Origin of the sequence: Mesorhizobium sp. M0496 (assembly GCF_040321205.1) — a bacterium.
Classification (GTDB): domain Bacteria; phylum Pseudomonadota; class Alphaproteobacteria; order Rhizobiales; family Rhizobiaceae; genus Mesorhizobium.
In genome coordinates this window covers 1-26,453 of record NZ_JAMYRC010000041.1, presented here as the reverse complement: position 1 = coordinate 26,453, position 26,453 = coordinate 1, and the positions used below count along the sequence as shown (strand labels likewise).

19 protein-coding genes and 1 pseudogene are annotated in these 26,453 nt (G+C 58.7%); 12 read left to right on the top strand and 8 right to left on the bottom strand.

Features of this window, described 5'->3' with window-relative positions:
• Together repB and repC are read left to right on the top strand one after the other, a co-directional pair.
• Positions 1–987 (top strand): plasmid partitioning protein RepB, encoded by a 987-nt coding sequence (gene repB, locus NKI73_RS26880; RefSeq protein WP_352634138.1) that lies wholly within the window; start codon positions 1–3, stop codon positions 985–987.
• A 155-nt stretch (positions 988–1,142) separates the two neighbouring features.
• Positions 1,143–2,486, top strand: a complete 1,344-nt coding sequence (repC, locus tag NKI73_RS26875; RefSeq protein WP_352634136.1) for a plasmid replication protein RepC — start codon at positions 1,143–1,145, stop codon at positions 2,484–2,486.
• Between the two features lie 314 nt (positions 2,487–2,800).
• Here the strand turns inward: repC and NKI73_RS26870 are convergent, their stop codons facing one another.
• Entirely contained in the window at positions 2,801–3,733 is a 933-nt protein-coding gene (locus tag NKI73_RS26870) for a recombinase family protein (RefSeq protein WP_352634134.1), read from the bottom strand.
• Positions 3,734–4,018: 285 nt separating this feature from the next.
• Here NKI73_RS26870 and NKI73_RS26865 point away from each other — a divergent pair, with 285 nt between their 5' ends.
• The 3 genes from NKI73_RS26865 to NKI73_RS26855 all read left to right on the top strand — a co-directional run bounded on the left by NKI73_RS26865 (position 4,019) and on the right by NKI73_RS26855 (position 7,124).
• On the top strand, positions 4,019–5,149 hold the full coding sequence (locus tag NKI73_RS26865; RefSeq protein ID WP_352634132.1) for an RHE_PE00001 family protein: 1,131 nt from the start codon (positions 4,019–4,021) through the stop codon (positions 5,147–5,149).
• Between the two features lie 576 nt (positions 5,150–5,725).
• A complete protein-coding gene (locus tag NKI73_RS26860; protein WP_352634131.1) occupies positions 5,726–6,115 on the top strand; it encodes a hypothetical protein in 390 nt (129 codons plus the stop codon).
• Between the two features lie 79 nt (positions 6,116–6,194).
• Entirely contained in the window at positions 6,195–7,124 is a 930-nt protein-coding gene (locus NKI73_RS26855) for an RNA polymerase sigma factor (RefSeq protein ID WP_352634129.1), read from the top strand.
• A 122-nt stretch (positions 7,125–7,246) separates the two neighbouring features.
• Here NKI73_RS26855 and NKI73_RS26850 read toward each other — a convergent pair whose 3' ends face one another.
• A complete protein-coding gene (locus NKI73_RS26850) occupies positions 7,247–7,414 on the bottom strand; it encodes a hypothetical protein (RefSeq protein ID WP_352634127.1) in 168 nt (55 codons plus the stop codon).
• 154 nt (positions 7,415–7,568) lie between these two features.
• On the opposite strand from NKI73_RS26850, the gene NKI73_RS26845 reads away from it, so the two are divergent.
• Both NKI73_RS26845 and NKI73_RS26840 read left to right on the top strand, forming a co-directional pair.
• On the top strand, positions 7,569–8,579 hold the full coding sequence (locus NKI73_RS26845; protein WP_352625079.1) for an AAA family ATPase: 1,011 nt from the start codon (positions 7,569–7,571) through the stop codon (positions 8,577–8,579).
• Positions 8,485–11,010 carry a S8 family serine peptidase gene (locus NKI73_RS26840; protein WP_352634125.1) on the top strand — a complete coding sequence of 842 codons (2,526 nt, stop codon included), beginning with the start codon at positions 8,485–8,487 and terminating at the stop codon, positions 11,008–11,010. The genes NKI73_RS26845 and NKI73_RS26840 overlap by 95 nt, the downstream gene beginning before the upstream one ends.
• Positions 11,011–11,163: 153 nt before the next feature.
• Here NKI73_RS26840 and NKI73_RS26835 read toward each other — a convergent pair.
• A protein-coding gene (locus NKI73_RS26835; RefSeq protein ID WP_352634123.1) for an IS630 family transposase occupies positions 11,164–12,107 on the bottom strand; the annotation gives its coding sequence in 2 pieces (ribosomal slippage) (positions 11,164–11,771 and positions 11,771–12,107; 945 coding nt in all).
• Between the two features lie 270 nt (positions 12,108–12,377).
• Entirely contained in the window at positions 12,378–13,799 is a 1,422-nt protein-coding gene (locus NKI73_RS26830) for a DUF4365 domain-containing protein (protein WP_352625083.1), read from the bottom strand.
• 309 nt (positions 13,800–14,108) lie between these two features.
• Here NKI73_RS26830 and NKI73_RS26825 point away from each other — a divergent pair, with 309 nt between their 5' ends.
• The 4 genes from NKI73_RS26825 (at position 14,109) to NKI73_RS26810 (ending at position 18,798) form a co-directional block, all read left to right on the top strand.
• Entirely contained in the window at positions 14,109–14,285 is a 177-nt protein-coding gene (locus NKI73_RS26825) for a hypothetical protein (protein WP_352625085.1), read from the top strand.
• A 151-nt stretch (positions 14,286–14,436) separates the two neighbouring features.
• Entirely contained in the window at positions 14,437–15,375 is a 939-nt protein-coding gene (gene thyX / locus NKI73_RS26820; protein WP_352634121.1) for an FAD-dependent thymidylate synthase, read from the top strand.
• A 13-nt stretch (positions 15,376–15,388) separates the two neighbouring features.
• A complete protein-coding gene (locus NKI73_RS26815; RefSeq protein WP_352634119.1) occupies positions 15,389–16,561 on the top strand; it encodes a sensor histidine kinase family protein in 1,173 nt (390 codons plus the stop codon).
• Complete coding sequence (locus tag NKI73_RS26810; RefSeq protein ID WP_352634117.1) at positions 16,561–18,798, top strand: hypothetical protein; 2,238 nt, start codon at positions 16,561–16,563, stop codon at positions 18,796–18,798. The genes NKI73_RS26815 and NKI73_RS26810 overlap by 1 nt, the downstream gene beginning before the upstream one ends.
• Positions 18,799–19,246: 448 nt before the next feature.
• Here NKI73_RS26810 and NKI73_RS26805 read toward each other — a convergent pair whose 3' ends face one another.
• The 3 genes from NKI73_RS26805 to NKI73_RS26795 form a co-directional block, all read right to left on the bottom strand.
• Positions 19,247–21,397, bottom strand: coding sequence for a KAP family P-loop NTPase fold protein (locus tag NKI73_RS26805; protein ID WP_352634115.1), 2,151 nt, complete (start codon positions 21,395–21,397; stop codon positions 19,247–19,249).
• Between the two features lie 81 nt (positions 21,398–21,478).
• Complete coding sequence (locus NKI73_RS26800; RefSeq protein WP_352634113.1) at positions 21,479–23,212, bottom strand: UvrD-helicase domain-containing protein; 1,734 nt, start codon at positions 23,210–23,212, stop codon at positions 21,479–21,481.
• Positions 23,205–25,283, bottom strand: coding sequence for an ATP-dependent nuclease (locus tag NKI73_RS26795; protein ID WP_352634111.1), 2,079 nt, complete (start codon positions 25,281–25,283; stop codon positions 23,205–23,207). The genes NKI73_RS26800 and NKI73_RS26795 overlap by 8 nt, the downstream gene beginning before the upstream one ends.
• A 481-nt stretch (positions 25,284–25,764) precedes the next feature.
• On the opposite strand from NKI73_RS26795, the gene NKI73_RS26790 reads away from it, so the two are divergent.
• On the top strand, positions 25,765–25,968 hold the full coding sequence (locus NKI73_RS26790) for a hypothetical protein (protein WP_352634109.1): 204 nt from the start codon (positions 25,765–25,767) through the stop codon (positions 25,966–25,968).
• Positions 25,969–26,337: 369 nt separating this feature from the next.
• Here the strand turns inward: NKI73_RS26790 and NKI73_RS26785 are convergent.
• Positions 26,338–26,453, bottom strand: a pseudogene (locus NKI73_RS26785) (phospholipid N-methyltransferase PmtA); the annotation flags it as partial.

The window sequence follows — 26,453 nt, the reverse complement described above, 5'->3', positions numbered from 1 at the left end:
ATGGCACGTAAGAATCTTCTTTCCGGCCTCGCAGAGACGGAGGCAGACGACCAGCCGACATCTAGCTCAACTGCGGCCTATCCGATTCGCGGTGCTTCGAAATCCATGATCCGCTCCGTTAATGAGTTGGCAAAGCAGGCGGATGCGTACCTTGAAGGTGAGCATGTAGTCGAACTCGACCCGGACGCTATTGACGGCTCGTTCGTTTCCGATCGCATGGATGACGACAGGGAACAGTATCAGGAACTGCTGGAAGCAATTCAGCAGAGGGGTCAGGATTCCCCCATTCTTGTGCGCCCCCACCCGAGCATCGAAGGCCGCTTCATGATCGTCTTTGGGCATCGGCGTGTCCGGGTGGCCCGAGATCTCCAACGGAAGGTTAGGGCGGTCATCAAGGAGATCGACGACAAGGCTCATGTCATTGCTCAGGGCCAGGAGAATTCTGCCCGAGCAAATTTAAGTTTTATCGAGAAAGCGATGTTCGCAAAGCGTCTCGAGGAGTTGAATTACGACAGAGATGTCATCTCGTCGGCATTGGCTGCAAATGCCGCCGCCGTCTCGAAAATGGTGTCGGTTGCTACACGGATCCCGCCATCTGTCATAAGTAAAATTGGATCAGCTCCATCTATAGGCCGCGAGCGGTGGGTAGAGCTATCCCTGCTGGTCGCCAAGAAATCGGGCATAGTCGATGAAATCCTCTCCGAGCCCGAATTCAGCGGGCTAGAGAGTAACCGACGCTTTGAGCAGTTGTTCATGGCCCTGAACGCAAAGGAAAAGCGCGTCCGCAAGGCCAGTGTGAAACCCGGCGTCCGATCGTGGGCTCCGGATGACAAGTCGGTTAGCGTCAGCGTTCAGAGAGCAGGGACGGCCGTCACAATCGCCGTAAAGGAGACGGATGGCAGCCGCTTTGGAACTTGGATTTCCGACAATCTGCAAGGACTCTATGAGGCCTTCAGAAAGACGGAGAAAGCAGCAACTGGAGACTGAAACCGCAAAAGAAAAAGGCCCCCAAGCGACTTTCGTCGTGGAAGCCCTTCTCCGTAGTAGCTGACTGAGAATCGCATCTCCACGAATCACTGTCAAGAGTCATTGGCGTCGTTTCGGCGAGCAGGTTTCTTTTGCCTAATCGAGGGTGAAAGAAAATGGAGACGAATATTGCGACGACGCCCTTTGGGCGGCGGCCGATGACGCTTGGCATGATTTCAAGCCAAGTCACCGCGAGGGCCGTGCCGAAGGACGCGACCGTCCACAAATGGCATGTCTTCCAAGATATCAAGGACGCCAGGATCGCTCTGGGCGCCACTGATCGCGCTTTGGCTATTCTCGACGCGCTGTTGTCGTTCCATCCGGACACGGCGCTTTATGGCGACAGCGAACTGGTTGTATGGCCATCCAACGAGCAGCTGATCCGCCGCGCCAATGGCATGCCCCCAACGACCTTACGGCGACACCTGGCCGTTCTGGTCGAGTGTGGATTGATCATCCGTCGGGACAGCCCAAACGGCAAGCGCTTCGCCCGGAAAGGGCAGGGGGGCGAGATCGAGCAAGCCTATGGCTTTGACATCTCGCCGATCGTGGCGCGCGCTGAGGAGTTCAAGGATCTTGCGGAAGCGGTCAGATCTGAGAAGAAGGCATTTCGTCTCGTTAAGGAGCGGCTAACCATATGTCGACGTGATGTCGTCAAGATGATCGACACCGGCATTGAGGAAGGCGTGCCGGCGAACTGGGGCAGAGTTCGGCAGGCCTACCAGGCGATTGTTGGTCAGATACCTCGCACTGCACCTAGGCAGACTCTCGAGGCGATTGCCGAGGAGCTCGAAGGCCTTTGGGCTGAGGTGCGTGAGGCATTGGAATCATTTGTGAAAACACGGAAAATGGACGCCAATGAGTCTCAAAATGGGCGCCACATACAGAGTTCAAAACCAGACTCTAAATTTGAATCTGAAAATGGCTTAGGAAATAAGCATGAAGCGGGCGGCAACGTTGCGGACACCGACAACGTACGGAGCCTACCGAAACGCGAACTGCCGCTAGGGATCGTGCTGGATGCCTGCCCGAACATGCTTTGGCTGGTGAAGGGCGGCGGCGGAATCCGCAACTGGCGTGAATTTCTGGCCGCGGCCGAGGTTGCCCGGCCGTCCATGGGCGTCAGCCCGAGCGCCTGGGAGGAAGCGCGAACGGCAATGGGTGAGCAGCAGGCGGCGATTACCATTGCCGCGATCTACCAGCGGCAGGATCAGATCAACAGCGCCGGCGGTTATTTGCGCAGCCTGACAGATCGAGCAAAGGTCGGAAAGTTCTCGGTCTGGCCGATGGTGATGGCCTTGTTGCGGGCCAAGCTTGACGCGTCGAAGACGACCGGAACCGGAGCTGAAGCCGCTGCCGTCGATTTGGAGACTGCGGGCAAGGTTGTGCGCACCGAATCCCGGCTGGAAATCAGCGATGCCTTGCGACGCAGCCTCGACAGACCGGGGCGCGGATCATGATGAGGAGGGCGGGTTTTGATCCGCTCTATGAGCTTGAACGATCGCTGCAGCGCTTGTCGGGACGAGCGTCTTATGAGAGCATCGAAGGCATGAAAAACGAACACGACTGGGAGACCGACGCCCGATGAAACCGCCGGAATGGTGTGGTGGAACTCACTTGCCGAATTCGATCGTGCGACTTGGCTGGCGCGGGCCGGCAGCGCTTTTCCAGCTGATGCCTGGGCCGTGTACAAGCGGCTCGGGGATCTTGAGCGTCAGCCCCGGACCGTAAACTGAGGACCATTCTGTAGCGGGATGACGTCCTTGTCCCTCGGTCAGCTCGCGGGTAGTTCAGCGACGAGACCAAGCCGGCGGGCTCGATCAAGCAGATTCTTGACTGATGAGGCCGACCATTTTGCGCTCCCTCGTGAGGTTCGCTCATGCAGGCGCTCGAGCTGGCCAGCGATGTCGCGTAGCGATAGGTCTGGGTTGGACTGCGAAATCCCTGCCACAAGGGTCATCAGGCGATCTTCGGGAGGCTGAGGAGACGCCCTCTTTAGCAGAGTGGATTCGGCCAGGTGCTCGGTGACGAGCCACCTCACTGCCCGCCGCAGTCGTTCAGGCGTCCAATCGAGGCCGCGCTGCTTCAGGACCCGAGCGATATCGTCCCAGTTGTGGTCTGGTCGCATCCGGCGGACCGTCGGAAGCCACTGGTTCATCGTTGATTGTAGCCGTCGGCCATAGGCTGCCTTTTGCACCGCTGTCATCTTCGCCAGGGCTTCGGGCCTGCGCTCCCGGATACCAGGATTGCCTGGCAGGCGCCCCTTGGATCGTGCAGCGATGATGCCGGCCTTGGTCCGCTCCGAAATCAGCGCACGCTCGAGCTGGGCAACGGCGCCGAGTACCTGTAGCGAAAACATGCCCTGTGGCGTCGACGTGTCGATTGGATCTCGGAGAGATCGGAAATGCGCGCCCTTCTCAGTCAGATCCTCGATCACCTGAAGAAGATGGCTGACCGAGCGCGCAAGGCGATCGAGACGCACGACGACCAGGACATCACCGGCGCTGATGTCGCTCATCAATCGCAGTAGGGCAGGGCGAGCTCTCGACGCACCGGATCCATGTTCCTGGACGACGACGTCGCAGCCGGCCGATCGCAGCTCAATCTCCTGCGCTTCCGTCGCTTGTTCGTCCGTCGACACGCGCGCGTAGCCGATTTGCCGGCCCTTTGGTCGTCCGGAGCGTCGATCTTGCGCTTCACGGGCCATTCGCGTCGTCTCTCAGCATAGGAAAGGGGCGTTTTGTACAAACACCGAAGATATCAACAAACGATCGTTTGTAAACGTCTCTAGTGGCCCTTTGCGTAGCTCCTACGGCTTCGATCAGCATGAAAATCAACGTGTTCTAGCCTCCTGACCGCCCCAGGGCGTGGTCCTGTACAGTCCCGATATGAGGTCATTATCGATAATGAGTTTTGCCCCTGAAGAAACACGACGTAAGTCCAATGATACCCTCACTAGCTTGACCAACGCGAATCAGCCATCATGAAAACAATGGCTTACACGCTCGACAAACTGCCCCTGGAAACCCTGATAGGGCCGGTTGCCCGCGCGACCGAGGTTTTGGTCCGCCTCGACGAGCGGGTCGCCCGTTCGCCGGTGCGCGACGGCTTTGTCGAGCGCCAGCACTTTGCCGACGCGGTTTCCGCGCTCTGGCTCGAGGGCGAACTCGTCCACCTCGAGGACCTCGTGCTGCACGACGCCCACATGGACATCCGCACCCCGACCCACGAACTCACCCGGGCGCACGCGGTGCTGCGAACCCGCCGGCGGATTTTTGCGCAAAAACCGGATTGGGCGCTCAGCCGCGACGGTTTTTTGGCGCTGACCGGTCGCGGCGGCGCCATGCCGGCGGCGGGCCAAAAAAGCCGGGACGGGGAGGGGGCTGGAACTGCCTCTGTGGAAGCCGCCGATCGCGATGACGCCGAGGCCGATCTGCTGGCCGAAGAATTTGCCGAGATCGATGCCGTCCTGGCGCGCTCGTCAAAGCTTCTGAGCGGCGCCGACGCGCGGGTGAAAGCGGCGCGCCCGGACGACCGGCCGGAGCCGCAAAACGGCCTGATCTACGACCTCGACTGGAATGAAGAAGAACGGCTGGCCGAATGGCAGGCTGTGCTCGCGGAAACGCGGGGGCAACCAGTCATCCTGCGCGCTGCGGTCCTGCTCGAAGCCTGGTCGGACATCGAGGTGCTGCAGCATGCCACATGGCTCGGGCCGCTGCTCGTGGCTGCACTGCTGCGGCAGGAAGGGCTCGCCGCCCACCATCTCGCTTGCCTGCATCTCGGCGCGAAGAACATTCCGCGGGAGCGGAGGCGGGCGCGCAGTCGCGGCGATCGGCTGCTCGCCTTGCTCGATGCCATTCACGACGCAGCAGTGGCTGGCCTGAAGGAACATGACCGTCTCGTGCTGGCAAAAAGCCAGATGGAGCGGCGGCTGCGCGAACGCCGCGCCAGCTCGAAACTCCCCGGCCTGGTCGAGCTGGTGCTGTCCCGGCCGCTCGTCTCCACCGGCATGATCCAGGAGCGGCTAAAGGTGACAAAGCAGGGGGCGCTCAACCTGATCGGCGAGCTCGGTCTGCGCGAGATGACGGGGAGGGGAAGGTTTCGTGCGTGGGGGATCATCTAACCCGCAACTGAAGGCACGTCGTTCCACGTCGAGTGGGCCGGTGCCCTCGATCGGCTGGAAAGCCGAGGAAGCCAATCCTGTCGACCAAATTGAGCTACCATCGATTTTCGCTTTTCGAAGACCTGCATGGCGGAAGGCACGTAGTCGGCAGGATCAACATGGCGGTTTTCTGCCGCCCGCCCCCGGGGCTATTTGAGGAAGGGGGGATGGCAGAAGACGGGAAGTGTGGAAAAAAGACTCCCATATTCTCAAAGGGTTATGCGGAATCTGACGGAATATCGTCCGCAAATGCGCACTCTGGAGATCGGCACGGGTCCTTAGGTCGCAAGGGAGCGAAAGAGACAGGCATGGGGCCTTGCTCACGAACCGCTCAATGGTGATCGAAATGGAAAACATTTTTAGCAAATACGCTGGCGTCGGCGCTGTCGGCGTCATCCTGGCTCTCGCGGTCTCAGGTGCCCAAGCCGCGGACTACTGCACCACAAGTACGCAGCCTCGGCCAGCGCTACGCAGGCGAAGTTCGACCCACTGCTGACCTCCGTCTATGCGGAAATCAAGCGGGTACAGGAGGCGGGCTTGGATCCCGACAAATACCTGGTCGAGTACCGGGGCGAGTTGGTCACCTTGGTTCAGAAGGCGAACAACATCGCCGTGAGCTATCGCACGGGGATGTCACAGGCCTCGGGGGAAGCTGAAGGCTGCGCCGCAGCGATTGCGCCCGCCAACCTGCTCGTCAACGGCGCGATCAAGACCTATGCCATCTGGGCGACCTACGGCCTCGCTCTGCTCCTGCCGGATCGGATGACCAACGTCGAGGTCGGAGAAATCGCACATGGCAAGCCGTTCGGTGGCGATCACGCCATCGCACCGGAAGTCCGCGAGTTCATCCTCGGCGGTGACCGCGGCACGATCGCGAACATCGTTCGCGATCCGTGGAGGTGCGCGACGTTCCAGCGGAAGTGCTGATGACGGGGGGCCGGCTACAGGCCGGGCCCCTTGCACTCGTTTCAGTGAGTTCTCACATACCGCAACGGGAGGAATTTCCGTGAACATTTATCCGAACCTGCGTGGCATCGGTCCGCTGGCGGCCCTGTTGGCACTCTCAATGTCAGTTGCTGCTGCCTTTGCCGGCGGGGACGCTCCATGCGAACCACGATTGAGCGATCTGGAGCGCAGCGACCTCATCCGCTCACTGCATCGAGTTGATACGTCGTTCGCCGACGATGCAATTCAGCAGGCTATGATCGCCTACCACAGGCGGTGCCTGGATGGCGTCCAGATCCATAACAACTTTGCGTGGCTCAAGACCACAAGCCATCGCAAGCTGATTAACCTTCTGCGTGACGACCGTCTCAAACTACGCAAGGAAACGGCTGCGTTCGATGAGGACAGACGCGAAGGTGTCCCAGGCATCAATTCGCCGGTGTCCCGGTTCGATCCGGCGCGCGATCCACTCGACAAGCTGGTCCCTGGGTCGATGGCGATTCAACTGCGGACAATTTACGATCTCGATACAGCGCCTCTCCTCTTCGATTTCGGTGGCCGCCTTTCGGACAAGCTCAACGACGCTCAGCTGCGAGCGCTTTACCGCCGGATGGTGGAGGAGAAGACCGTACCCGAGATCGCCGCGTTGGAGAGTGTCCCCAAGTCCACTGTGAGGTCGCAACTCCTATCAGGTGAGAAAGCTCTCACTGACGTGATTTCCACCAGCGGGCCGTCCGTGGAATCGGCCGGATGGACGTCGAGCGGTTTCTGGACGACGGCAGGGGTGGTGACGATTGTGATCATCGTAGCGATCGGCCTGCTGAGGGGGATCGCTGGGTTTTCCGAAGCTCAGCGCGACTTCGCAGCCCGCCCCGGATTTCAGGCAAGCCCGAGGAGCCGGTCGGCGGCGGAAGACGAAGACGAATTGAGGCGCCGCTACTACGCTGCAGCCCAAGTTTCTCAACAGCGTGCTTTGGCCCGATACGCCTGAGCCCGTCCGAAAAGCGGTGCTCTCTGGACCCCGCACCCCTGAACGGATTATTCGGAAAGGGTTAGGATCGAGATCGTGAAGGGCGCTGACATCAAGCGGAAGTGCTGACGCCGTTGGGCCTTTTAGTGCAGACTTCGCTCGGGGTGATCGACATCTTGAGCGCTGATGCAACCTCGTCGGGCGAGCTCGGTCTGCGCGAGATGACGGGGACGGTCGGTTTCGAGCTTGGGGGCTGCTATGAACTGGCGAAAGGCCGTAAAGCGGTTGATTTCGGTCAGCAGTACCCGCATTGGTGCGCCCCATTGCAAGACAGTTAAGAACTTTTCGTGTACGATTCGGCGATGGAACTCTGTTCCGAGAAATGGCGAAAGACCGTAGCGAATTATGGCTCGTAGTGACCTCCTGGTTTCCTTGGTGCGCGCCGGTGCTACCGGCGACCGGGAGATGCTGAGGTCGACCGCCGAGGCCATCGTGGCCGAGGAGCGCGCCCAAAACCACCACATCGTGGCAGATAGATTGGAAAGGGCTCTGTCGTCCGTTCCGGTTACGCCTTCCCCGTTGACCACTGCTGCCACCTTGGCCGGTGCCGGCAAGGATGCGATTCTTGAGCTCGAGCCGCGGACGCAGATGTCGCAACTGCTTCTACCGCTGCCTGTTCAGGAGGGCGGTCGCCAGTTGATCGAAGAGCACGTCCGTGCCGATGTATTGCGCGCCCATGGCTACGAACCTCGCCATCGCGTTCTGCTTTCAGGACCGCCGGGAAACGGAAAGACCTCATTTGCCGAAGCGGTTGCAGAGGCCTTGGGCCTGCCCTTCTTCATGGTGCGATACGATGCTCTCATCGGGAGCTATCTCGGCGAGACGAACGCGCGTCTCAGGAAGCTTTTCGACTATGTCCGCAGCCGACCCAGCGTGCTTTTCTTCGATGAGTTCGACGCCATCGGAAAGGAGCGCGGCGACACGCACGAGACCGGCGAAATCAAGCGGGTCGTATCGTTTCTTTTGATGCAGCTGGACCAGCTTCCAAGCTACGTCATCGTCATCGCTGCAACAAACCACGCCGAACTCCTCGATCGCGCTGTCTGGCGCCGGTTCCAGCTTCGCCTTGGTTTTCCTGCTCCGGACAAGAAGCAGATCGAGATTTTCCTCGATCGCGTGATGTCTCAGTGGCCCGACCAACCGCGTCTCCCGGTACGCTCTGTGGGAAGCAAGCTCGGTCTGGTGAGCTACGCAGAGGCAATCGATTTTTGCCAGAATGTTCGACGACGACAAATATTGGGCTTGGGGGAGCTTTCGATCAATGACGCATTGCGGGCGGAATTAGATCTCTGGGCATCTCGAGTGCGACCAGAGGTGCCAAATGCCGAGCGATCCGACCAAACCCCTTCTCAGGCTAAATACCGGTCAACCCCAGCCAAGGCTGCCGGGAAGACGCGCGGTCATTCCGCGGCCTGAGGCCTACCCGCGAGCAGATCAGGAGCAGCGCTTCGGCCAAAGGTTCGCCCGCCTTGCTGAAGTGCTTGCGCGAGACCCCGCTGCTCTTGAGTTACGGGCCGATCCCGCAGCCTTGGCTCCCGAGCGGCTTCTCGTCTTTGAAGTGAGGGGGAGTATCGCTGCTTTCGCCAAGGCGGTGAGCAGGGTTGCGGGTCTTGAGTTGATCGACGAAGAGGAATTGCCGGGCGATGAAGACGTGGCGCCCGTCGCGTACTTGCTTGTTCCCGATGTACGGGCCTTGCGGCAGATCGAGAGCCTTTGGCGAACCTGGGTCGCCGGAAGGGACCTTCCGGAGGGACACACCGCTTGGCGCGATGTCTTCGCCTGTCTCAGGGATCTGCGGCCCTGGGGGCCCGAAGATCGAGTGCAGCCGGCAGACGCGTCAATCCTGGACGAGGAGATTTTCGGCAAAGCGGAGGACGAGCAGATCCCGCTCGAAATAGAGATCGTGTTCAGGTCGAATGCTGACGCCGCTGCGGTGAATGAGGCAACGGTCGCACGGGCGATCGGGGCGTATGGCGGGACAGTCCTCAGCCGGGCACGATTGGCCGATATCGCCTATCACGCAATTCTGGCGCGACTGCCGGTCGCCGCCATCAGGCCTATTGTGGACAGATCGGCCGCCAGCTTGGCCGGGATCGAGCAGGTCATGTATATCCGGCCTCAAAGCGTCGTTTCCGGAATCAACGTCGCCGATACGGTTCCGCTTGCCCCCATTGCTCCCCAGGCCGTCGTCAACGATCCAATTCTGGCGGTGCTCGACGGCGTGCCGGTGGTAGGCCACCCACTTCTTCGGCAACATGTCAGCGTCGAGGATCTCTTCGGGCTCGAGCCAAACACATTGGTGGCACAACGTGTTCACGGTTCGGCGATGGCCTCCCTCATCGTGCATGGCGACCGCAACCGACCGGAGGCGCCGTTGCCGCGGCAGATACATTTTATTCCGGTGCTTGGTGCTGCCGATCGCTTTCCTCCGGACCGGCTTATTGTCGACCTGATCTATCAGGCAGTGCTGCGCATGCGAGGCCCAGCCGATCCCTCAGCGCCGCACGTAATCATCATCAACATATCGCTCGGCAACGCTCGCCGGCCGTTTCATGGACACCTGTCGCCGTGGGCCCGACTTCTGGATCGGCTCGCCTACCAGTTCGGGATTCTCTTCCTCGTAAGCGCCGGCAATGTCACCGACGAATTTCCCGTGCGTGCATTTCCCACCAGCCTGGAATTCGAGAATGCACAGGATGACGCCCGAGCCCGTGCTGTCGTTCGGGCGCTCGCCGACATTCAGGCCGACCGCCGGCTCCTGTCCCCGGCGGAAACGGTGAATGGGCTCACGATTGGTGCTCGGAACGTTGACTGGGTGCCGCAAGCCGACAGGCCTCATGCGCGAGCGAATATCAATCCATTTCCCGCACTCGACACCTCGAATCCATCAAGCGCGCTCGGTCCGGGTTTCGCCGATGCCGTAAAGCCAGACATTCTCATGCCTGGCGCTCGCGAGCATCTTCGCGTGATGCGGAGTGGCGGCGGCGAGATCGTGGTGGCTCCAGCCCGCGCAAGCAGGGGAGCCGGCCTGAAGGTTGCCGCGCCTCCGGCTTTGGCGGGAGTCGAGGGCGCCGAGGCGTACACAAATGGGACGAGCGCCGCCGCCGCTCTGGCTTCCAGGACGGCTCACAGGATTCATGATGCGCTTGAGCAGGAATACGGCCAGGAGTTTCTCCAGCTGTCGAACGCGCAGCGTGCCGTCCTGATCAAGGCCCTGTTGGTACATCCCGCGCGCTGGCCCGACTCTACCGCGTCACTTGTCCGGGATCTTCTTGGGCCCTTCGGAAGAGGGCAAGCGCCGCGTCAGAAGGATAATATTCGGCGCTTTATCGGCTATGGCGCCCTCGACCCAGAGGACACGGTGGCTTGCGCTGCCGACCGGGCCACCTTCTGGGCAGTTGGATCGTTGGGCGACGAGCGAAGCCTGGACATAACGGTTCCGATACCAGCCGCGATCGGCGGGAGGGCGCAGCCGCACTATATTGCGGCAACGCTTGCCTGGCTCACGCCTGTCTTGCCCGGCCGCAAGGCCTACAGGGCGGTCCGCATGAAAATTCTGGATCCGGCTGATATCGAGGGCCTGGGCGTTGCCGCGCACGGAAACCAGCCCGACGGAAACCAAATCAATCGCGGAACAGTCTGCACACGCTGCTGGAGTGGCGACCGTGCGGCTGTTGTGACGGCCAACATGGTCCTTCCGCTGAGGATTCAGCGCGAGCCGAGCACGGGCGAGAACATCGACGAACTGGTTCCGTTCGGGCTTGCGGTCACGATCTCCATGCCGGGGCAAATTGCGCTCTACGACGAGGTTCGCGCACGAGTGCGCCCCGCGGCTGTGAGACCGTAAACCGCGCAACGCCGTTTCCGCTGCCGCATGGTTGAGGTGACCAAGCCATCACTGCGCGCCGGGTATCGATCCGCGGAGTTTGCCGAAGGTTCAAGGTGAAGGCGCGGGATTTCCGATAGATGGATGGAGTTTAATCTCTAGAGCACGTCCTGTTTAATCCGGTTCATATCCTGCGGCCTTAAAGTAGTTTGCGCATTCGGCTGGCGTGAAGAGGTCGAGAAGCGGACCGACGGCGTCCCACAAAGCCTTGATGGTTCTCTCGGCCTTTGCTCGCAACAACGCCTTCAGCTTGGAGAAGGCGTTCTCGATGGGGCTGAAGTCGGGACTGTAGGGCGGCAGGTAGAGCAGGCTTGCCCCTGCGGCCTCAATCGCGTCGCGCACGCCGGCGGCCTTGTGGGCGGGCAGGTTGTCCATGACGACTACGTCGCCCTCCGACAATGTCGGGACCAGCACCTGCTCGACATAGGCCACGAATACGTTGCCGTTCATAGCGCCGTCGTAGACGAAGGGCGCAGTCATGCCCGTCAGCCGCAGCGCTCCGGTGAAGGTCGTGGTCTTCCAGTGGCCATGCGGCACGCCGGCCCGGCAGCGCTCGCCGCGCGGCGCTCTTCCACGCAGGCGGGCCATCTTTGTGGAGAGGCCGGTCTCGTCGATGAACACGAGCTTCGCCGGATCGAGATCGAGCTGGCCGTCGAACCAGTCCCGGCGCCGCTTCTGGACGTCGGGGCGATCCTGCTCCAGTGCGTGCGCGGACTTTTTTTGAATGTCCAGCCGTGGCCGCGAAGCCAGGCGCTCAAGGCGCTGCGGCTGATCCGCACCGAATGCTCGGCGCTGAGCCGCTCCACCATCTCGTTCAGCGTGATGTCCTTGCGCTCCTCGATCAGCCCGACGATGAAGGCTTCATGCGCATCGAGGCTGGAGGCGCGGCGGCGGCCCTGCGGGCGTGGCGCCAGTTCGCCGATCTTCGCCCGCACAATCCAGCGGATCGCGCTGGACACTCCCACGCCGAACCGCGCCGCCGCTTGCCGCGCCGACATGCCCTCGTCCGAAGCCTTCAAGACCCGCGACCGAAGATCCCCGCTCAATGCTCTTCCCATCGTCCACCTCCATCGAGGTGGATGTTGAATCAGCACAAAACGCACCCGTCACATCACAATCGATTCATCGATCACAGGACGTGCTCTAGCTGGGTCTTTCGATCCGCGTCGCCCACCACTCCTGGCGGCGGCAGCTTTTGCAGGAGCCGCTCAATCGCCCGAATATCTCGAAACCAGGCCGCAGGTCGCATTCACTGCAGCAGATCTACGGCTCGCCGGCCGACCTGAATTTGGTCTCTTCGATGACGCTGCTGCGTCGTTCAATCCGTATCAGAGCGCGGCCCCGTTATTTCCGCCGGCGTCGATGCGATCGAGGTACTCGCCATTCCCAAGGTTCGGATTCGGAAAGGTCGGTTCAGGCGGCTCCCCTGTGGTGGCCACCCCCATAGGGCCTAGGATCGCCATCATTTCGTCCGCGAATCCCATGGTCTCCGTCCCCGACCGCCCGCGAAGCCAGGAGCTCGGCACGCCGTGACGATCGTCGTTCCAATCCATCAGCCAGCATATCAGCGGACTGAGCGGAATATCGCGATGACGGAACAGCACATTGTTCTTGGGCGTGTCCTTGAACCTGGTTGAGATGTAATCGCGAAGCGCATGATAGTGAATGTTCTGGCGAGCCATCTCGACAACCGGTTGTTCCGGCCGCGCACGGTGCCAGTGTGAGAGATGGTAGTAATCGAGATAGGCATTGAAGCTGATCGCGAGGACATCGGTGTAGGGACCGAACTCCGCCTCACCGTCGACAAGATCGAAGCCCGCGTAGACCTCGATCTGGATGTGAGGATGAAGCGACAGAGTCATGTATTGGTTGTCGCGCACCCGCGGCAATCCGGCAGCCTGCAGATACTTCACGAACCGGCGCCCATTGGTCGTCAGCGGTGCGATGAATGTCGGATATTCAAGCTTGCCGTAGAGAGATTCGCTTATATCGGCCACGTCTAAGAGCGCGATATGATGCCGGGCAAGCAGACTGAAATAGGTCGAGAAGAAAGGGTAGAGCCCCGCGCGGTTGAACGTGTAGGTGATCGGAATCCGGCCGTCGCGTTCCCGGACCGTTTTGCGAATGATGTCGGCCAGCAAGCTCGAATGGAACTGAAGCTTGCTGCAGAGCCCCCACAGACCTTCTACGAAGAGGTCGAGCGCGGTCACCTCGACGAGGCTATGACCGCTTCCGTCCCGATGCACCAATGCTTCGAGCTCCTTGCGGAGTTCAGCGTACTGAGCGCCGGAATAGACAGTCAGATCGAAGCGCCCGTGCAGGTATGCTTGGAACGCGTTGTCGAGCTTGTTCGTCTTCGAGAACGAAATACTCACGACACCGTCCTGATCGTGCCGTTCCTCGGAGAACGCGCTGCTCACATCGACCCAATACACGTTGCCGTCTCCGGGGTTATGGATCAGCAGGAAGAGTGGGATAGAAAGCTTGCGCCAATAGTCCAGATCATCCTTGTCCGGATAGAATCTGAAGGATGTTTCGGTCTCCGAGCGGATATAGCTTCCGCCCGACTTGACCTGGACCCCGATGATCTTGCCGGTCGGAAATTCCCCCAGTGCAATTTCAATGGTGCCGTCGACGCCAACGTCCTCTTCAATCAAGCTGCGCCAGATCAGGTCCAGCTCGTTGCATGCTTGTTCGACGGCAATGACTCCCGCTCGACCCTGCTTTGCTGTGCGGCTCCGTTTCTTCACAAGATATCCCCTCCTCGCCGCACAAATGCGGTGTGCGCCCGCGACGAACTATCCGCGGTGCGTTGTCGTGTGCATCCACTTACATCCAATACTCTTGATCCGCCGCCCGGCAAGCGCGTGCCTGACTGGGAATCCCGAAGGCGTCGTCCTGCGGGTCGGGCTGTTGCCCAAGCTGAAGGGTCTTTACCCTTGCGGGGACCATCCCTGACGCAGAGTGGGGAGCGTTGCAAGGGGCCGCTGCCCGCTGCGATCACTCGGCGTCGGCAGGCCGATGCCTTAAAAAAGAAGCCAACGCCTACTACGAGTGACATGGACATTGATGTCGTGCGCGCCGTCACACCGAAGGGAAGCCGTTGCCCGACGGCCGCTGTCTTTGCCGCTTGCGTGCTGCGGGCCTGCGAGATCACGGTGATGCGCGTATTCCGGAAAGACTGTTCTCGATCGGTGATCGACGGCATAAGGAGGAAGATCGAAAGCCTTTTTTAGGTCTAAATCGCCTAACGATGGAACAGGACGGAGCCATTCCAGCCCCATCTGCGGTGCAAAGCGAAGTAGGCAAACGCCCGAAGTCAGCGCTTCAATTTATAGACGAGCCGCAATACAAGCACTTCACTCCGCCGCGAACGAAGGATCAGAAATGAGCAATCTCTCTAGTGACCAGTCTTTCGAAATCGAAAAATCACGAGAGACGATCATACCCACCCGTCGCACCGTCTCGGAGGGGCTGGAAGCCATTCTGTACCAGTCCATTCCGGTCCTCGATCATGGGTTTGTAAGGGTTGTGGACTACATGGGTGACGATGGAGCCGTCGTCCAAGCCGCCCGAGTATCGTACGGTCGCGGGACCAAAAAGGTCTCGGAGGATCGTGGCCTTATCAATTATCTGCTGCGTCATTGGCATACGACGCCGTTCGAGATGGCGGAGATTAAACTCCATGTCAAAATGCCGATCTTCGTTGCGCGGCAGTGGATCAGGCACCGAATGGCCAACGTGAACGAGTACTCAGCGCGCTACTCGATCCTTGACCGCGAATTTTACGTGCCTACGCCTGATCAGTTGGCAGCACAGTCAGTGCAAAACCGACAGGGGCGGGGCGAGGTCGTCGGACCGGAGGAGGCGAAACATGTGCTCCGAATCTTAAGCGAAGACGCAGAGCGCAACTACGATCACTATCTTGATATGCTCAATCATAACGAGGCTGGCGAGCAACTAGATGAAAACCGTCTGGGGCTGGCCCGCGAACTTGCGCGCATGAACCTGTCGCTTAATTTCTATACCCAGTGGTACTGGAAGACAGACCTGCACAACCTCATGAATTTCCTCAGGCTGCGCGTCGATCCGCATGCTCAATATGAGATCAGGGCCTATGCCGAGGTCATCCTAGACGTGATGAGGAAATGGGTTCCAATGACGTTCGAGGCATTTCGTGAACACCGACTGGAAGCAGCAACCTTCTCAGGCGAAGCGTTCAAGGCCTTGCGCCGGATGCTTGCCGGCGAAAAAGTCGAGCATTCGGACACGGCGATGTCGAAGCGAGAATGGGACGAGTTTCTGGCAACGTTGAATCGGACGTAGCATCCTTAGCCGCATGGAACACCCAGCAGAAGATCACGATGAACTCGGCCGCAATGCCGGCTACATAGAATGCGAGCGAGCAATGGGCGACTTTGCCCGCCGCAGTAGCATCCTAACGCTTCCGAACAAGTGGCCATTGGAGGCTCGAGCCGGAGGATCGGTAACAGGCGCACAACTGGCTGTCACTTGGGCCAGAGCGAACCAGCCTGCGACCTTAAGGCTAGCTGCGGATGAAGAGCCCAATATCGCCGCTGTCACGTTTTTGAATAGAACGTATGGCCTTATCGCCGCCGCGTTCGCCGACCGCATCATCGGCCGAGATGGCGAGCGCGATGTGACATCAGCTATGCTAAAGCTGGTGAATCGAAGGCGGCATGCGCTGTACAGTGGCGACTTTGCCCAGATGATCCATGGCCAGGTCCTGCCGCTCATCTCCCTTGACCATCTGGAACCAGACGGCCCCAATCCACTTCTCTACCACCCTACAACCGGTGAGGTTCGCAGCGATTTTCTGGGCGTTGTCCAACAGACAGTCGGCCGGTTCTTGTCCCGTAACAGATTGGCGCTTCATGAGATCGACACCGAGGCGTTGGCCAGTCTATTGAAGGAACTATTCTCCAACACCCATCTTCATGCGCGCACCGATCTCCGTGATGCGTTGTATCGCCGATCCGCGCGCGGCATCGTGTTTGCATTGAGACCGGTCGACATCCCCTTTGAAAAGCACACCGCCGGATCCAATTCTCTTCGACAATACTTTGCCAGCATGAGGCGCTTAGCCATTCGGCCGCGCGTTGAATTCTTGGAAATTTCGGTCTTCGACAGCGGACCCGGGCTCGCGGCTCGCGCAAACCGCGCGGCGATTCCCGACGATTTTTCCATTGACCAGGAATATCAACTTGTTCGCAGCTGCTTCTTGAAGAACGTGACGACACAGTCGAATCCTGCACATGGGCTGGGGCTCCCTAGAGTGATGCTGGCTCTCAAGGCGTGTGGCGGCTTTCTCCGTTTACGCACCGGCCGCCTATCGCTTTACAAATGGTTTCCGCCTGGGCTGAAAGTCCCGCGCTTTGAGGAGGAAGATACCTCCTTCTATGATTCTGAAGGCGGCTTGACGATACGCCCCCATGCGCCGGTTGTTGGCGCAGTGTTTTCGATCCTTATTCCGATGGGCCTGGGAAGCTGATGGCATCGTTATATCACTTCCGTTGGACCAAGCCGGGCATCGGCGACATCCTCGTGGTGGTGACCACCGAGGAAAAATTCAATCAGCAAGACCTGACCAATATCGTGGACCAAGAGACGCTCGGCGAACATCCCTATCCGGATGCTCTTGTCGTGATCGCTCCAAAAGATGTTGCCGCAGCAGTGAAAACCAGTGTCAAGAGATCGATCGCCTCGGGTCCAACCCTTCGGTTAGCGAATGCGACTATCCCAGTGCTAGTGGTGGAATTTGATCCTCGCGGAAGACTCAAAGTGACCAAATCTTCCGCGATCCAGGGCACCATCTCGCTCACAGACAATGATTTCAAGGGCATGCTCCAGGCGGGAATCGTCAATCTCGCCCAAAAGCGAGAGGCGGTCCTCGTAGCACCGCCGGGACATCATTTCGTGCATCCCCGCAAACGTCACTCGGCCGCATTCCTGCGGGCCGCAAATATGCTTATCCAAGGTGAAGAGATCGGTTTCCTGTCGCTGGTTTTGCTCCCACACCTAAACGACAACATCCAAAAGATCTGGGTTGATTCTTCGTCGATAGCCTCCCTCGTCTATTCCGCCTATCTGCTGAAGAGCCGCCTAAATGGAACGTTCCTTACCCCTCGGATCGAAAGCTTTTCATCATACGAGGGTATCAAGAACCTAACCGTGCAGGATCCCGAGCGTGAAGTGGTATTGATCTCGGCAACAGCAACTGGCTCGTTGCCGAAGGAGGTTTCGAACCTCACTAAGCTGCCGGATAATCGCGTCATTACTCTGTTTTCGACAGCCGAGGAGGTGACGGGAACACTGATTTTCGACGCGAGAGCGGCAATGAGCAAGGCGGAGCTTGCCGCGCTGAGAGTGCATGAAGAGACCGACTGCGAGTGGTGCCGAGACGGCTCTCGCACAATCACCTTCGTCGGAGATCAATTCCTTGCCGATGCCGCAACGGTTTCGGCCCATATCGTCGTGCACACAGATGCGCCGCCGTCGTTGAAAAAGGTCATGAAGAAGTACCGTGGCAAGCGTGCCTTCAGCCTGAAACGAGATCCTGTCCGCAATGTGCATCGCCTTCATGTCGATCTGGACAAGACCCTGCTTGACGAGGAGGCCCGCGATCAGATCAGAATTCTCCTCCGGCGCCACGCTCCAGCTTCAACTAGCCATGTCTTGGCCGTTGGGGAAAACGATAGCCGGAAGTTTGCCGAGATCGTGGCCGATGAAATTGCCAATTTCGGTTTGCCACGACCGCGACAACTCGACGCGAACAACCTAATCAAAGAGGATGAAGATCGCCACGGTGTTATCGTCGTTTCGGCCAGCATAGGCGCCGGACAATCCCTGCAGGACGCAAGCCGAGATCTTCGTGAGCCCTTCAAAAGCCTGCCCAGAACGTTTTTTGCAGGTCTCCGAAAACACGCCGTCGCAACCCACCAGACGACATTGCAGCGTGACTTGGAGCACAACAACGATGCTCCCAAGCACGTCATATGCGTCGTGGACGAAATGACGCTTCCTCACCCGAACCAATTCTCCGCGTGGGCGACCGAACTGCGCTTTTGGCACGCAGTAGCGAACGACCTGAGAATGAATGATCCCATCAATCCGGCTCTACCCAAAGTCGAAGAACGGATCGTTGTGTTGTCCGGAGATATCAGCGCAGATCATTTTTTTCTGCCCACCGGAGCCGGCTTCGCGCTTCGACTTCGACCCAGCTTCGCGTTTTGGGATCCCGATTATGATGGCACGATCACCCAGGGCGATGTGTTTGCAACAATATCCTCAATTCTTGAAAGCTGTCGGAAGGTCTCGAAAGCAGGACAGACGAAAGCGCCTCTCGCGCAATCGCCGTTTCACTACGCCGTGCTCGCGAGTGAGAATTTCACACGATTCAATGACGGGATCATCCAAGCTTGTTTCCTGCGTGCAGCCTTCCCTCATGAACTTAATTTCGCGCATGCTGAAACTGCACAGCACAGCGTGAAGATTTGCAACATGATCCTCAAGATGCTGAGCGACGCACAGGACACTCAAGCGGAAGCCTGCCTTGAATTCCTCGTCGCACTTGCAACGAAGCGCATTAGCCTAGCGTCTGCTGATGTCGCTAGGCTTGCGGGCCACCCCAGGCTTGGTCTGCCAGACTTGATTGCTCTCACGCTCGCTTATGCGGTGGGAAAGGCCGTCGACCATACTGACGAAGGCGCGGTCGATCCGCCGGCATGAGGGAAACGCGACTGCGGAAATCTTGTGTCACCCTATTTGGAAAGGCGACGATGACCGCCTCCTTGCGCTGTCCGAAATGATGCATGCGCTGATCCGCGAACTTCTGAACCGTCATAAGAGATTCGCCGCAAGAACGGGGATGTCGTGGGGATCTAGACGTAGACGGGCCGATGCTTCCCGTGATCGACATGCTGCCCCAAATGGTGCGGGCCGGGGATTACGATCGCCACCATGCTGCCTTGAGACAGATGACGACCGCTGCCTCGCGGGTTGAGCCGTTTGAGTCGTATCTTGCGCTACGCGGGAGTTTTAAGGCCGAGCCGTCCGCAGAAATGGCCGTTGTGAGAGATGAAGTCACGGCCGCGATCCTGCTTCCTGCTTCAGTCGTTCACGGATTTAGGTGAGGAAGAATAGAGAATCGAAAGGGAACCATGGAAACGGCCCGCCTCTAATCGGCACCATCTCGGTCGCCATGTGACCCCCGGGGAATCTCTTTGAAACTCCGAAGTTTCTCAAGCTCTTCCGGCGGTAACCGCGAAGAAGAGAGTTCTTCGTCGACGCGCGCGTAAAGTCGAGGGATATCGATCAGTTTCTCGTAGGCTCTGGTGTCGACTTTAACGGTTTGTCGCTGAACCCGATCGCCCATGCCGAATGACCATGACGAGGAAGGCATCTGCTCCGCAAGCGCGAGAAGGAAGTCTGGTTCTAAGAGGGCAGAATCCGTCCAGGCCCGAACCTCCTGGGCGCCGTCGGTGCCGGCAAACCGCCTCCATTCGAACAGGAGCGAAGCCATTTCTTGATTGCGGATCAATGATCCCTCGCTAGCCGCGTCTCTCAATCGGGCAAGCGCAATGTTCTTGAAATCCTCCGCGACGGCTTCGCCGACAATGGGCTCACCGCGCTCCTTCCCATCCTCCGGTGGCGCGAAGTAGGCCAAGCAGCGATGCGCAAAATCCAGTGTCCACGCAAGGGAACCAACTGCCATCGCACCACGGTAAATTGCATCACGTTGCTCGATCGGAAACCGATCATGCACGAGCCGGTTCAGCAACCAGTGAAGTCTGAGATGATTGTTGCCGAATCCGCCGAAACCTTGCTTCGCATCGCCCTTGACGTTGAGGTCGTCGGCGATCGTGAACAAAGTGGCCACAAGTTGCGGGATTTTTGGATTAGAGATTTCCGGCGCGTGGACTGAGAGCTCATCCAGCAGCAATGGGACGTTCGTCTCTCCTGTGGCGCGCCTGACGCCGAGTGCCGTGCGGAAGGCGTCCTGGATGAAAGCTGTATCATCGGCGCGATCAACCAGCGCATCGAGTTGGTCGGCGGGTATAACGTCCTCCGAAATGGAGAACGCAAAGTAGCTTTGGAAATGCTTTTCCGAGGCAATCCGGCGTTCCCGGTCGAAGCCTTCACCTTGGTGATAAGTGTTGGCCCACCCGGCGTCCAGACGTGGGAAGAGACGGGTGAGACCCGTCCGCAACCTCTTTCGGTCCCGCTCGCTCCTAGTGTTCAGGCTAAAAAGAGCGTCGTAGTCCTCGGCCTGATTTTCCCGACGGTGACTGCCCATATGCTCGATGCCACAAAGCAGATCCGGGTTCTGGCGGACCGCAGCATAGATGGTCGGCTCTGACAACTGCATCGCAATGACGGCTAGAAAATCCGCCTGATCGACGTTCCCTGCGACTGCACCCCACGTGGTTGACAGCTGGTTACCGATGCGCGCCACATCGCGCGGCGTACGGATCGTCGGGCTTACGATGTCATAGAAGACATTCCAAAAGCGCGTCTTCTTTGCTTCGTCAGGCTCACCCATGATTTTCATTGCGACTTCTGCGGAATGCCACCGGAGGAAATCAAGACGCGGTGGGGGCAATTCGAAGGAGCCCTGAATGATCTTCTCGAGGTAACTGGCGCCCTCGGATGGAAAGCGTTCCGCGACAATGCGCTCCGCTATCTGTCGATCAAAAGCCAGCAGATAGATTACATTGGGCAACCGGCCAACCGATTTTATCAGACGGAAAATTGTGAGCACATCGTCCGGGCTGAGGCGGTCGATGTCATCGATCACGACAACGAAGCGCTTCTTTTGATCGGCCAACGCTTGAGAAATTAGCCTGTGTTCCTCTTCCACAGTCTTGTCCGACGCCAGAGCCCTACCGATAAAACCCGCCGCCCCCGAAACGATGGCGCCAATACCCGGAGCTTTCATGTCTGCGACGGCGCCCGCGATGGTCCCCAACGAGGAAATGCCTTGTCCTAGGGAGGCTATGGATTTCCTGAATTTCGAGGGTAGCGACGGCTCGATCGCCTTGCCAAGTTCCCGGAAGAACGCCAGGATCAACGTGTCAGCCCCGGCGAACCACCAGGGATTGAACGGCACGAGAACCATCTCACCCCTTTCGACGGATGGTTTCAGATGATGCTCAATCAGATTGATGGCGCTGCTCTTGCCTGCGCCCCAAGGCCCATTGATGGCCAGAACCGCCCCCGTAGGAACCACCATGTCCGCAATACTGCCCGCGAGCGCTTTCGCGAAAGGGGTGAGGCCGTATCGATCCTCGGATGGCAAGGCTATAGGCAAGTCGCTCGATATGGCCATTTCTTTATCCTGCGTCGTTGGCCGCTTTCCAGCGGCCTTCGTAGGCGGAGCTGTAATCTGAGGCTGGCTTTGGAGCTTCCATTACAACTCCAACGCTTCAATAGAACCGGCACCGAACCACCCTTGAAGCTTTGCCAAGGCCGCATTCGATAGTTCTTGGGTAAAAAGCAGCGTGAGGCGCCGTTTGGGCCTCGAACAGGCCACGTAGAACAAATTGCGGTTCCTCTCAAAGGTTGCTTGTTTGGCGGCGGGAATAGCCCCCGCTCCCGCCAATTCCAGCATTTCCTCGAAATTATATTGATTCCAGCCCCGACCGAGGACAACCAGAACATTCTCGAATTCAGCACCTTTGACCCCATGCTTGGTTTCAAACGGCGAATGTCCGTCGAGATATCTTCGCAGCGCTTTGACCTCCGCATATGCAACCGGGCGAAGCTTTTGTAGCTCTGCCATCGGCCGCGGCATCTCGACGCCCGCAGTCACATCGAATGCAGCCAACTCATGTTGCAAGTCTTCAACCCGATCCGGCAAGCGGGGACGCTGGGACGCTATCAAGTGGTCGACAACGTCACCAACAGACCCGTTGTTCCTCAGGGCCATGAGTGTATCGAAAGAGGCGGTCCAAGCGGCCTTGTCCGCTTGGCGCTTCAGGACCGGGACTGTTCCTCCCAGCGCCTCGAACATGGCGCCGTAACGCTTTGCTGCATAGGCGTCGGCGGCGGGCTCAAGTACATCGACCAAGAACGCGATTAGCCGGTTCTCTTTTTTAAGATAGGAGTCGTTGTACTGAAACGCTTGGGCGAGGTTTGAATAGCCCTGCTCACTCGCAAGGACCCGATGAGTCAACATGAGGATCTTGGTTTGGCTGGGGGCTAGGTCCCAGCCGTCGACAACCATCTTGGCTTTCGTGGTTTCGAGAGCCTGGTGCGCTGCGTTAGACGGCAGATCACCGCGCCAATGTTGGCCTCCTTGCCGTTGCCCAACCCAGCCGTTGGTATGGAAGATGCGGACCCGGCCAGGGTCAGCCGGGTCTTTGACAAACTGCGGCAACTCCGGGCGCATCCGATTGAGACATTCGACAATCGCATTCACGGAGCGAAAGTTCGCTTTCTTGCCGATTGGTGTGACGGCGGCGTCGTTGAGCTCGCCACATCCGTTGCCGTAAATTTTCTGCCAGTGGTCGCCGAAGAACCCAAAAAGCGGTGAATTTGGCTGGCCCAGGAAGCGAACCCTAAGCGCCTCAACCCAGGCTTTGTCGGTATCCTGATACTCATCAATCAAGATGATGGGGAAGCGGTCGGCCATGATTTTTCGAAACTTCTGATTTTCCATCAGCGAGATGGTGAGCGGGATGACGTCATCATGGTGGAGCGAGAGCACATGTTCGCGCACCGCGCGGTGGCCCAGACTGTATTCGACACCCCTGCTACCTATGCCGCCAGCCTCCAGAAGCTTTTCCTGCCAAATCGGCAATTGCTGCACCAAGGCCTTAAGCTGCTTCTGGAAGCCGCCGATAAGCAGCCAGCAGAAGGCATGGTTGGTATTGCAATAAATTATCGGATGCCGATCGGTTCGAGCTTCGATTTCATCCTTTGCGACGTTGGTGAAGGTGATGCAGGCGATTTGCTGTCCACGCCGCGAAAAGTCCCGCTCATGCCGCTTCGTCAGGTATTTAAGCGCCTCGATTAGCGAGTAGGTCTTCCCGGCGCCAGCACCGGCCTCAAGGCGAAAACTGCGGCCAGCCCGGATGCACGCGAAGACCTCATCCAGCGCTATGCGGCTCGCCGCTTCGGCCGGGGATTCGAGATTAGCCAACGGCGTCGCCTTCCGGAACAGGCCCCGCCGGCGCCACTGCCGCAGCAGCAGCCACGATCGCCAGTGCCGGATCGACGAGAGGCACGTAGTCGACTGCCAGCCAGCGAATGCCGTCAGCAAGATATTTTGGCGTTACCCAGCCTGTCTCCTGAATGGCGTACTTCAGCGCGAATTCCGATTTCTTCAGGTCCGCTGCCATGTCACGCGCAGCCAGCTCCTGCTCCTGTAGTGTCCCCGCCGGCAGCGCGAAAAGTACGGGGTTGGCCAGAATAAAGGCGTCTTCAAAAGTCCGACCGCAGGGGCCTAAGGCGACCTCGGGAACCTGATAGGCAATGCGGCCACGTCCGTCGATCTTGTCGTCGCTGGTTTTAGCGGTCAGCCCTGCCAGGGTGTAGGGATCGTCGTCACTGAACCAGTTCTTCAAACAGGCATTGCTAGAGGCAGTGCCCAGGTGGACCGCGCACGCTACACCGCCCGGCGCCACGACAGAATCCAGATCGGTGATGATGAGATAGTGCAATTCCAAGAAATCGAGGAGAGCAAAGAATAGATGCGCATATGCCCCGCCGACCTCCATGATCGTGAGATATTGGCTTGAGAGCTTAACCGCCGGCTCCAAGGCTTCTATTTTCCCGGTGACAACCGGCAACATGAGCCGTTCACTGAGACCTTCAACGAGAATGGCCTTGTCGGCGAAAAATAGATCGCAGCGCGTGAGCGTAAGATATTGGTGCAGAAACTGCCTGCCAGGTGCCGGCGTGCCCGCCAGCCCCTCACGCAGATCTTTGATTTGGGTCTGTCGAATACCGGCATCGGCGCCCGGCACGTCGGCGCCAAGAAAATATCGGATACTCTCGAAACCTGCTGCGTTCGCGATATGTGACGAATGGGTGGACACCACAAACTGAACGGGCCAAGGGACAGCGCCCTCACCTGCGCCAGCCAGTTGCGCGGCGATCTTGCTCAATTGTTTGATGAAGACCTCCTGCATCTGAGGATGCAGATGGGCCTCGGGCTCCTCAATGAAAACAAGGTGAATGCCAGGCGTCTTCGGCTCGGCCTTAAATGCTTTGTGGAATTCCACGATCCTGAGCAAAATGAAAATCAGATTGCGCACACCCAGCCCGTTATACGACTCGGGGAGCGTCACCCCGCCATACCCGGCGTATCGAACTTTGGTGAAGTTCGACAAGAGCTTGCGGATATCGAGAATTGTCTCTGTCTGGAGCTCCTGGCCGCCCAATCCTGGGTACCCAAAGCTGGTCAACGTCGGCATCAGGTTTTGCAGTTGATTTCCGAAATTGCCGTCAATTTGGGTCTGAATGCCCTGCACAACGGTGGCGAGGGCTTCTGCAATAACCCGGTCTGCTGCATCCGCGGTCGGCGAGGAAGCCGTGACGAAGAGGCCCTCAAGAATCTTAGCGAGAACGTCCGTTTCTCGCGATGTCACATCATCCAGACCGCGCTGTGCGTTAATGAAGCCGGTCTTTACCAAGCTACGCAGGGCGGCTGGTTGCAGTTGCCGGAAGTTTGTGGGGTCGTTCGGATCTTCCGCGCGAATCCTGAGTGCGAAATTGACCGGAATCCTTTCGCGCAACGCGACAAGGAACGCCTTTCGGGACGCATCGTCCAGCGACCCATCAAGGAGCTCGTCGAAAAGGGCGCCTATTCCACCGTCCTTCAGTTCGTAGCGAAGCACGATCAAAGCCTCGCTTACGGCGAGGTCGAGATCGACGACGAACGGTGCCAACGGACCGAGTTCCGGGGCGTTGGGATCATACCTGCAATGCAGACGCAATTCGATGGCTGGGAGGAGAGCACGGACTTCGTCTTCAGGCTGGCCTGCGAGATGCGCATGGACGGCATCGCAAAACCTGCGGTAGCAGGCGCTGGAGAAGTCCTCAAGCTGGAAGTTCACGGGGCCATCATCGAGAAGCCGGCGCATGACCTCGGAAAGCGAAGTTTTGCCGCTGTTGTTTCGCCCCACGATTACTGTTTCGGAGGCTTCTAAAACGAGACTTACGTCAGACAGCAGTCTAAAATTCTTGATTGCGACCTTTTGAATGCGCATAATTACCCTAAGTTTTACATTTCCAGACCCCGCAAAACGAATGACTTAATTGAAGCGAGACCGCAAGATACTTTGCTACTAAAGCAACCGGTAAATTTGAACGGACCGGCATGGCAGCCGAGTGGAGCGGGGGCGTCGCCTATCCGTGCTCGAAACAATTCAAGGGCTAAAGGTCCGGCATGCAATACGCCCTGATTGATAATGTTCGCCGCGAGGCGTTCCCCCGGCGGCAAGGGCACCTGCCCGACCTGCAGCTCCGGAATGAGTTCAAAATGCGGCCCACGCGTACTCCACCACTGGGCTCATCTTGGCCGCCGCAACTGTGATCCTTGGTGGGAAAACGAGACACAGTGGCATCCTGACTGGAAGAACTTGTTTCCGGAGGAGTGCCGAGAGATTTCGCACGTCGCCCCGGACGGCGAAATCCATCGGGCGGACATCAAAACACCTACGGCATCACGGTCACGTCCAGCACTCCGCCATGACTGATGCCGAACGCATCGCTCGCGAGACTTTCTACGGTAACCTGTGGGTCATCGACGGACGGGGCTTCCGGCACAACTTCGATATATATCATTTGCTTTCCGATCATCCACGCCAGGGTCAAAGCTCGATCACAGTAACTCCCGGCGTGGGGGCAAAGAAAAACCCGCGACCTGCCCGTTCGGCGACTTCAGCGAGCTGAGTCCGCCAACAACGTCGGCTTTCGGGCAGCGGCAACAGTCAGCTCAATGACGATATGCAGGCGCAAAGCTGACCTTGAGGTAGCAAGTTCAGGCCTAATGGATGTTCATGGTTTGTGCTTCGAAAGTCGCATAAATGGCAGTCCGGAACCCCCGGTCGCGGCATGCCTCCTTTTCGGCATAGATTGGACTCGGGCGTGCCTTACGCACCCCAAGCAGCCCCGTGGCCCACGCGTCCATTAGCAATCCCGTTCATGCGGTGCTCTGCTCTGTCCACATCCACGGCATGATGGGTGGATGTCACCGTGCGTCGCAGTGTGCCAGGATGGCGTTGCCAACGGACCATAAGGGAGGGGACCTTCCAGATTTGGCTAGACTGTTCGACGATAAGTCCAGAGCTGCGCCGGCGGTATGTTGCGGACGACGAAGTCATAGTGGGAAACCACGTAACGGTCTGGCATCTTGATCACCGGCGACAGAAGTCCAT

What these genes read in the sequence shown, in the direction of transcription:
- NKI73_RS26825 (WP_352625085.1), top strand. Translation starts at nt 14,109, where the DNA reads ATGGACATTGATGTCGTGCGCGCCGTCACACCGAAGGGAAGCCGTTGC.
- repB (WP_352634138.1), top strand. Translation starts at nt 1, where the DNA reads ATGGCACGTAAGAATCTTCTTTCCGGCCTCGCAGAGACGGAGGCAGAC.
- NKI73_RS26870 (WP_352634134.1), bottom strand. Translation starts at nt 3,733, where the DNA reads ATGGCCCGTGAAGCGCAAGATCGACGCTCCGGACGACCAAAGGGCCGG.
- NKI73_RS26865 (WP_352634132.1), top strand. Translation starts at nt 4,019, where the DNA reads ATGGCTTACACGCTCGACAAACTGCCCCTGGAAACCCTGATAGGGCCG.
- NKI73_RS26810 (WP_352634117.1), top strand. Translation starts at nt 16,561, where the DNA reads ATGGCATCGTTATATCACTTCCGTTGGACCAAGCCGGGCATCGGCGAC.
- repC (WP_352634136.1), top strand. Translation starts at nt 1,143, where the DNA reads ATGGAGACGAATATTGCGACGACGCCCTTTGGGCGGCGGCCGATGACG.
- NKI73_RS26850 (WP_352634127.1), bottom strand. Translation starts at nt 7,414, where the DNA reads ATGCGGGTACTGCTGACCGAAATCAACCGCTTTACGGCCTTTCGCCAG.
- NKI73_RS26795 (WP_352634111.1), bottom strand. Translation starts at nt 25,283, where the DNA reads ATGCGCATTCAAAAGGTCGCAATCAAGAATTTTAGACTGCTGTCTGAC.
- NKI73_RS26790 (WP_352634109.1), top strand. Translation starts at nt 25,765, where the DNA reads ATGACTGATGCCGAACGCATCGCTCGCGAGACTTTCTACGGTAACCTG.
- NKI73_RS26815 (WP_352634119.1), top strand. Translation starts at nt 15,389, where the DNA reads ATGGAACACCCAGCAGAAGATCACGATGAACTCGGCCGCAATGCCGGC.
- NKI73_RS26840 (WP_352634125.1), top strand. Translation starts at nt 8,485, where the DNA reads ATGCCGAGCGATCCGACCAAACCCCTTCTCAGGCTAAATACCGGTCAA.
- thyX (WP_352634121.1), top strand. Translation starts at nt 14,437, where the DNA reads ATGAGCAATCTCTCTAGTGACCAGTCTTTCGAAATCGAAAAATCACGA.
- NKI73_RS26805 (WP_352634115.1), bottom strand. Translation starts at nt 21,397, where the DNA reads ATGGCCATATCGAGCGACTTGCCTATAGCCTTGCCATCCGAGGATCGA.
- NKI73_RS26845 (WP_352625079.1), top strand. Translation starts at nt 7,569, where the DNA reads ATGCTGAGGTCGACCGCCGAGGCCATCGTGGCCGAGGAGCGCGCCCAA.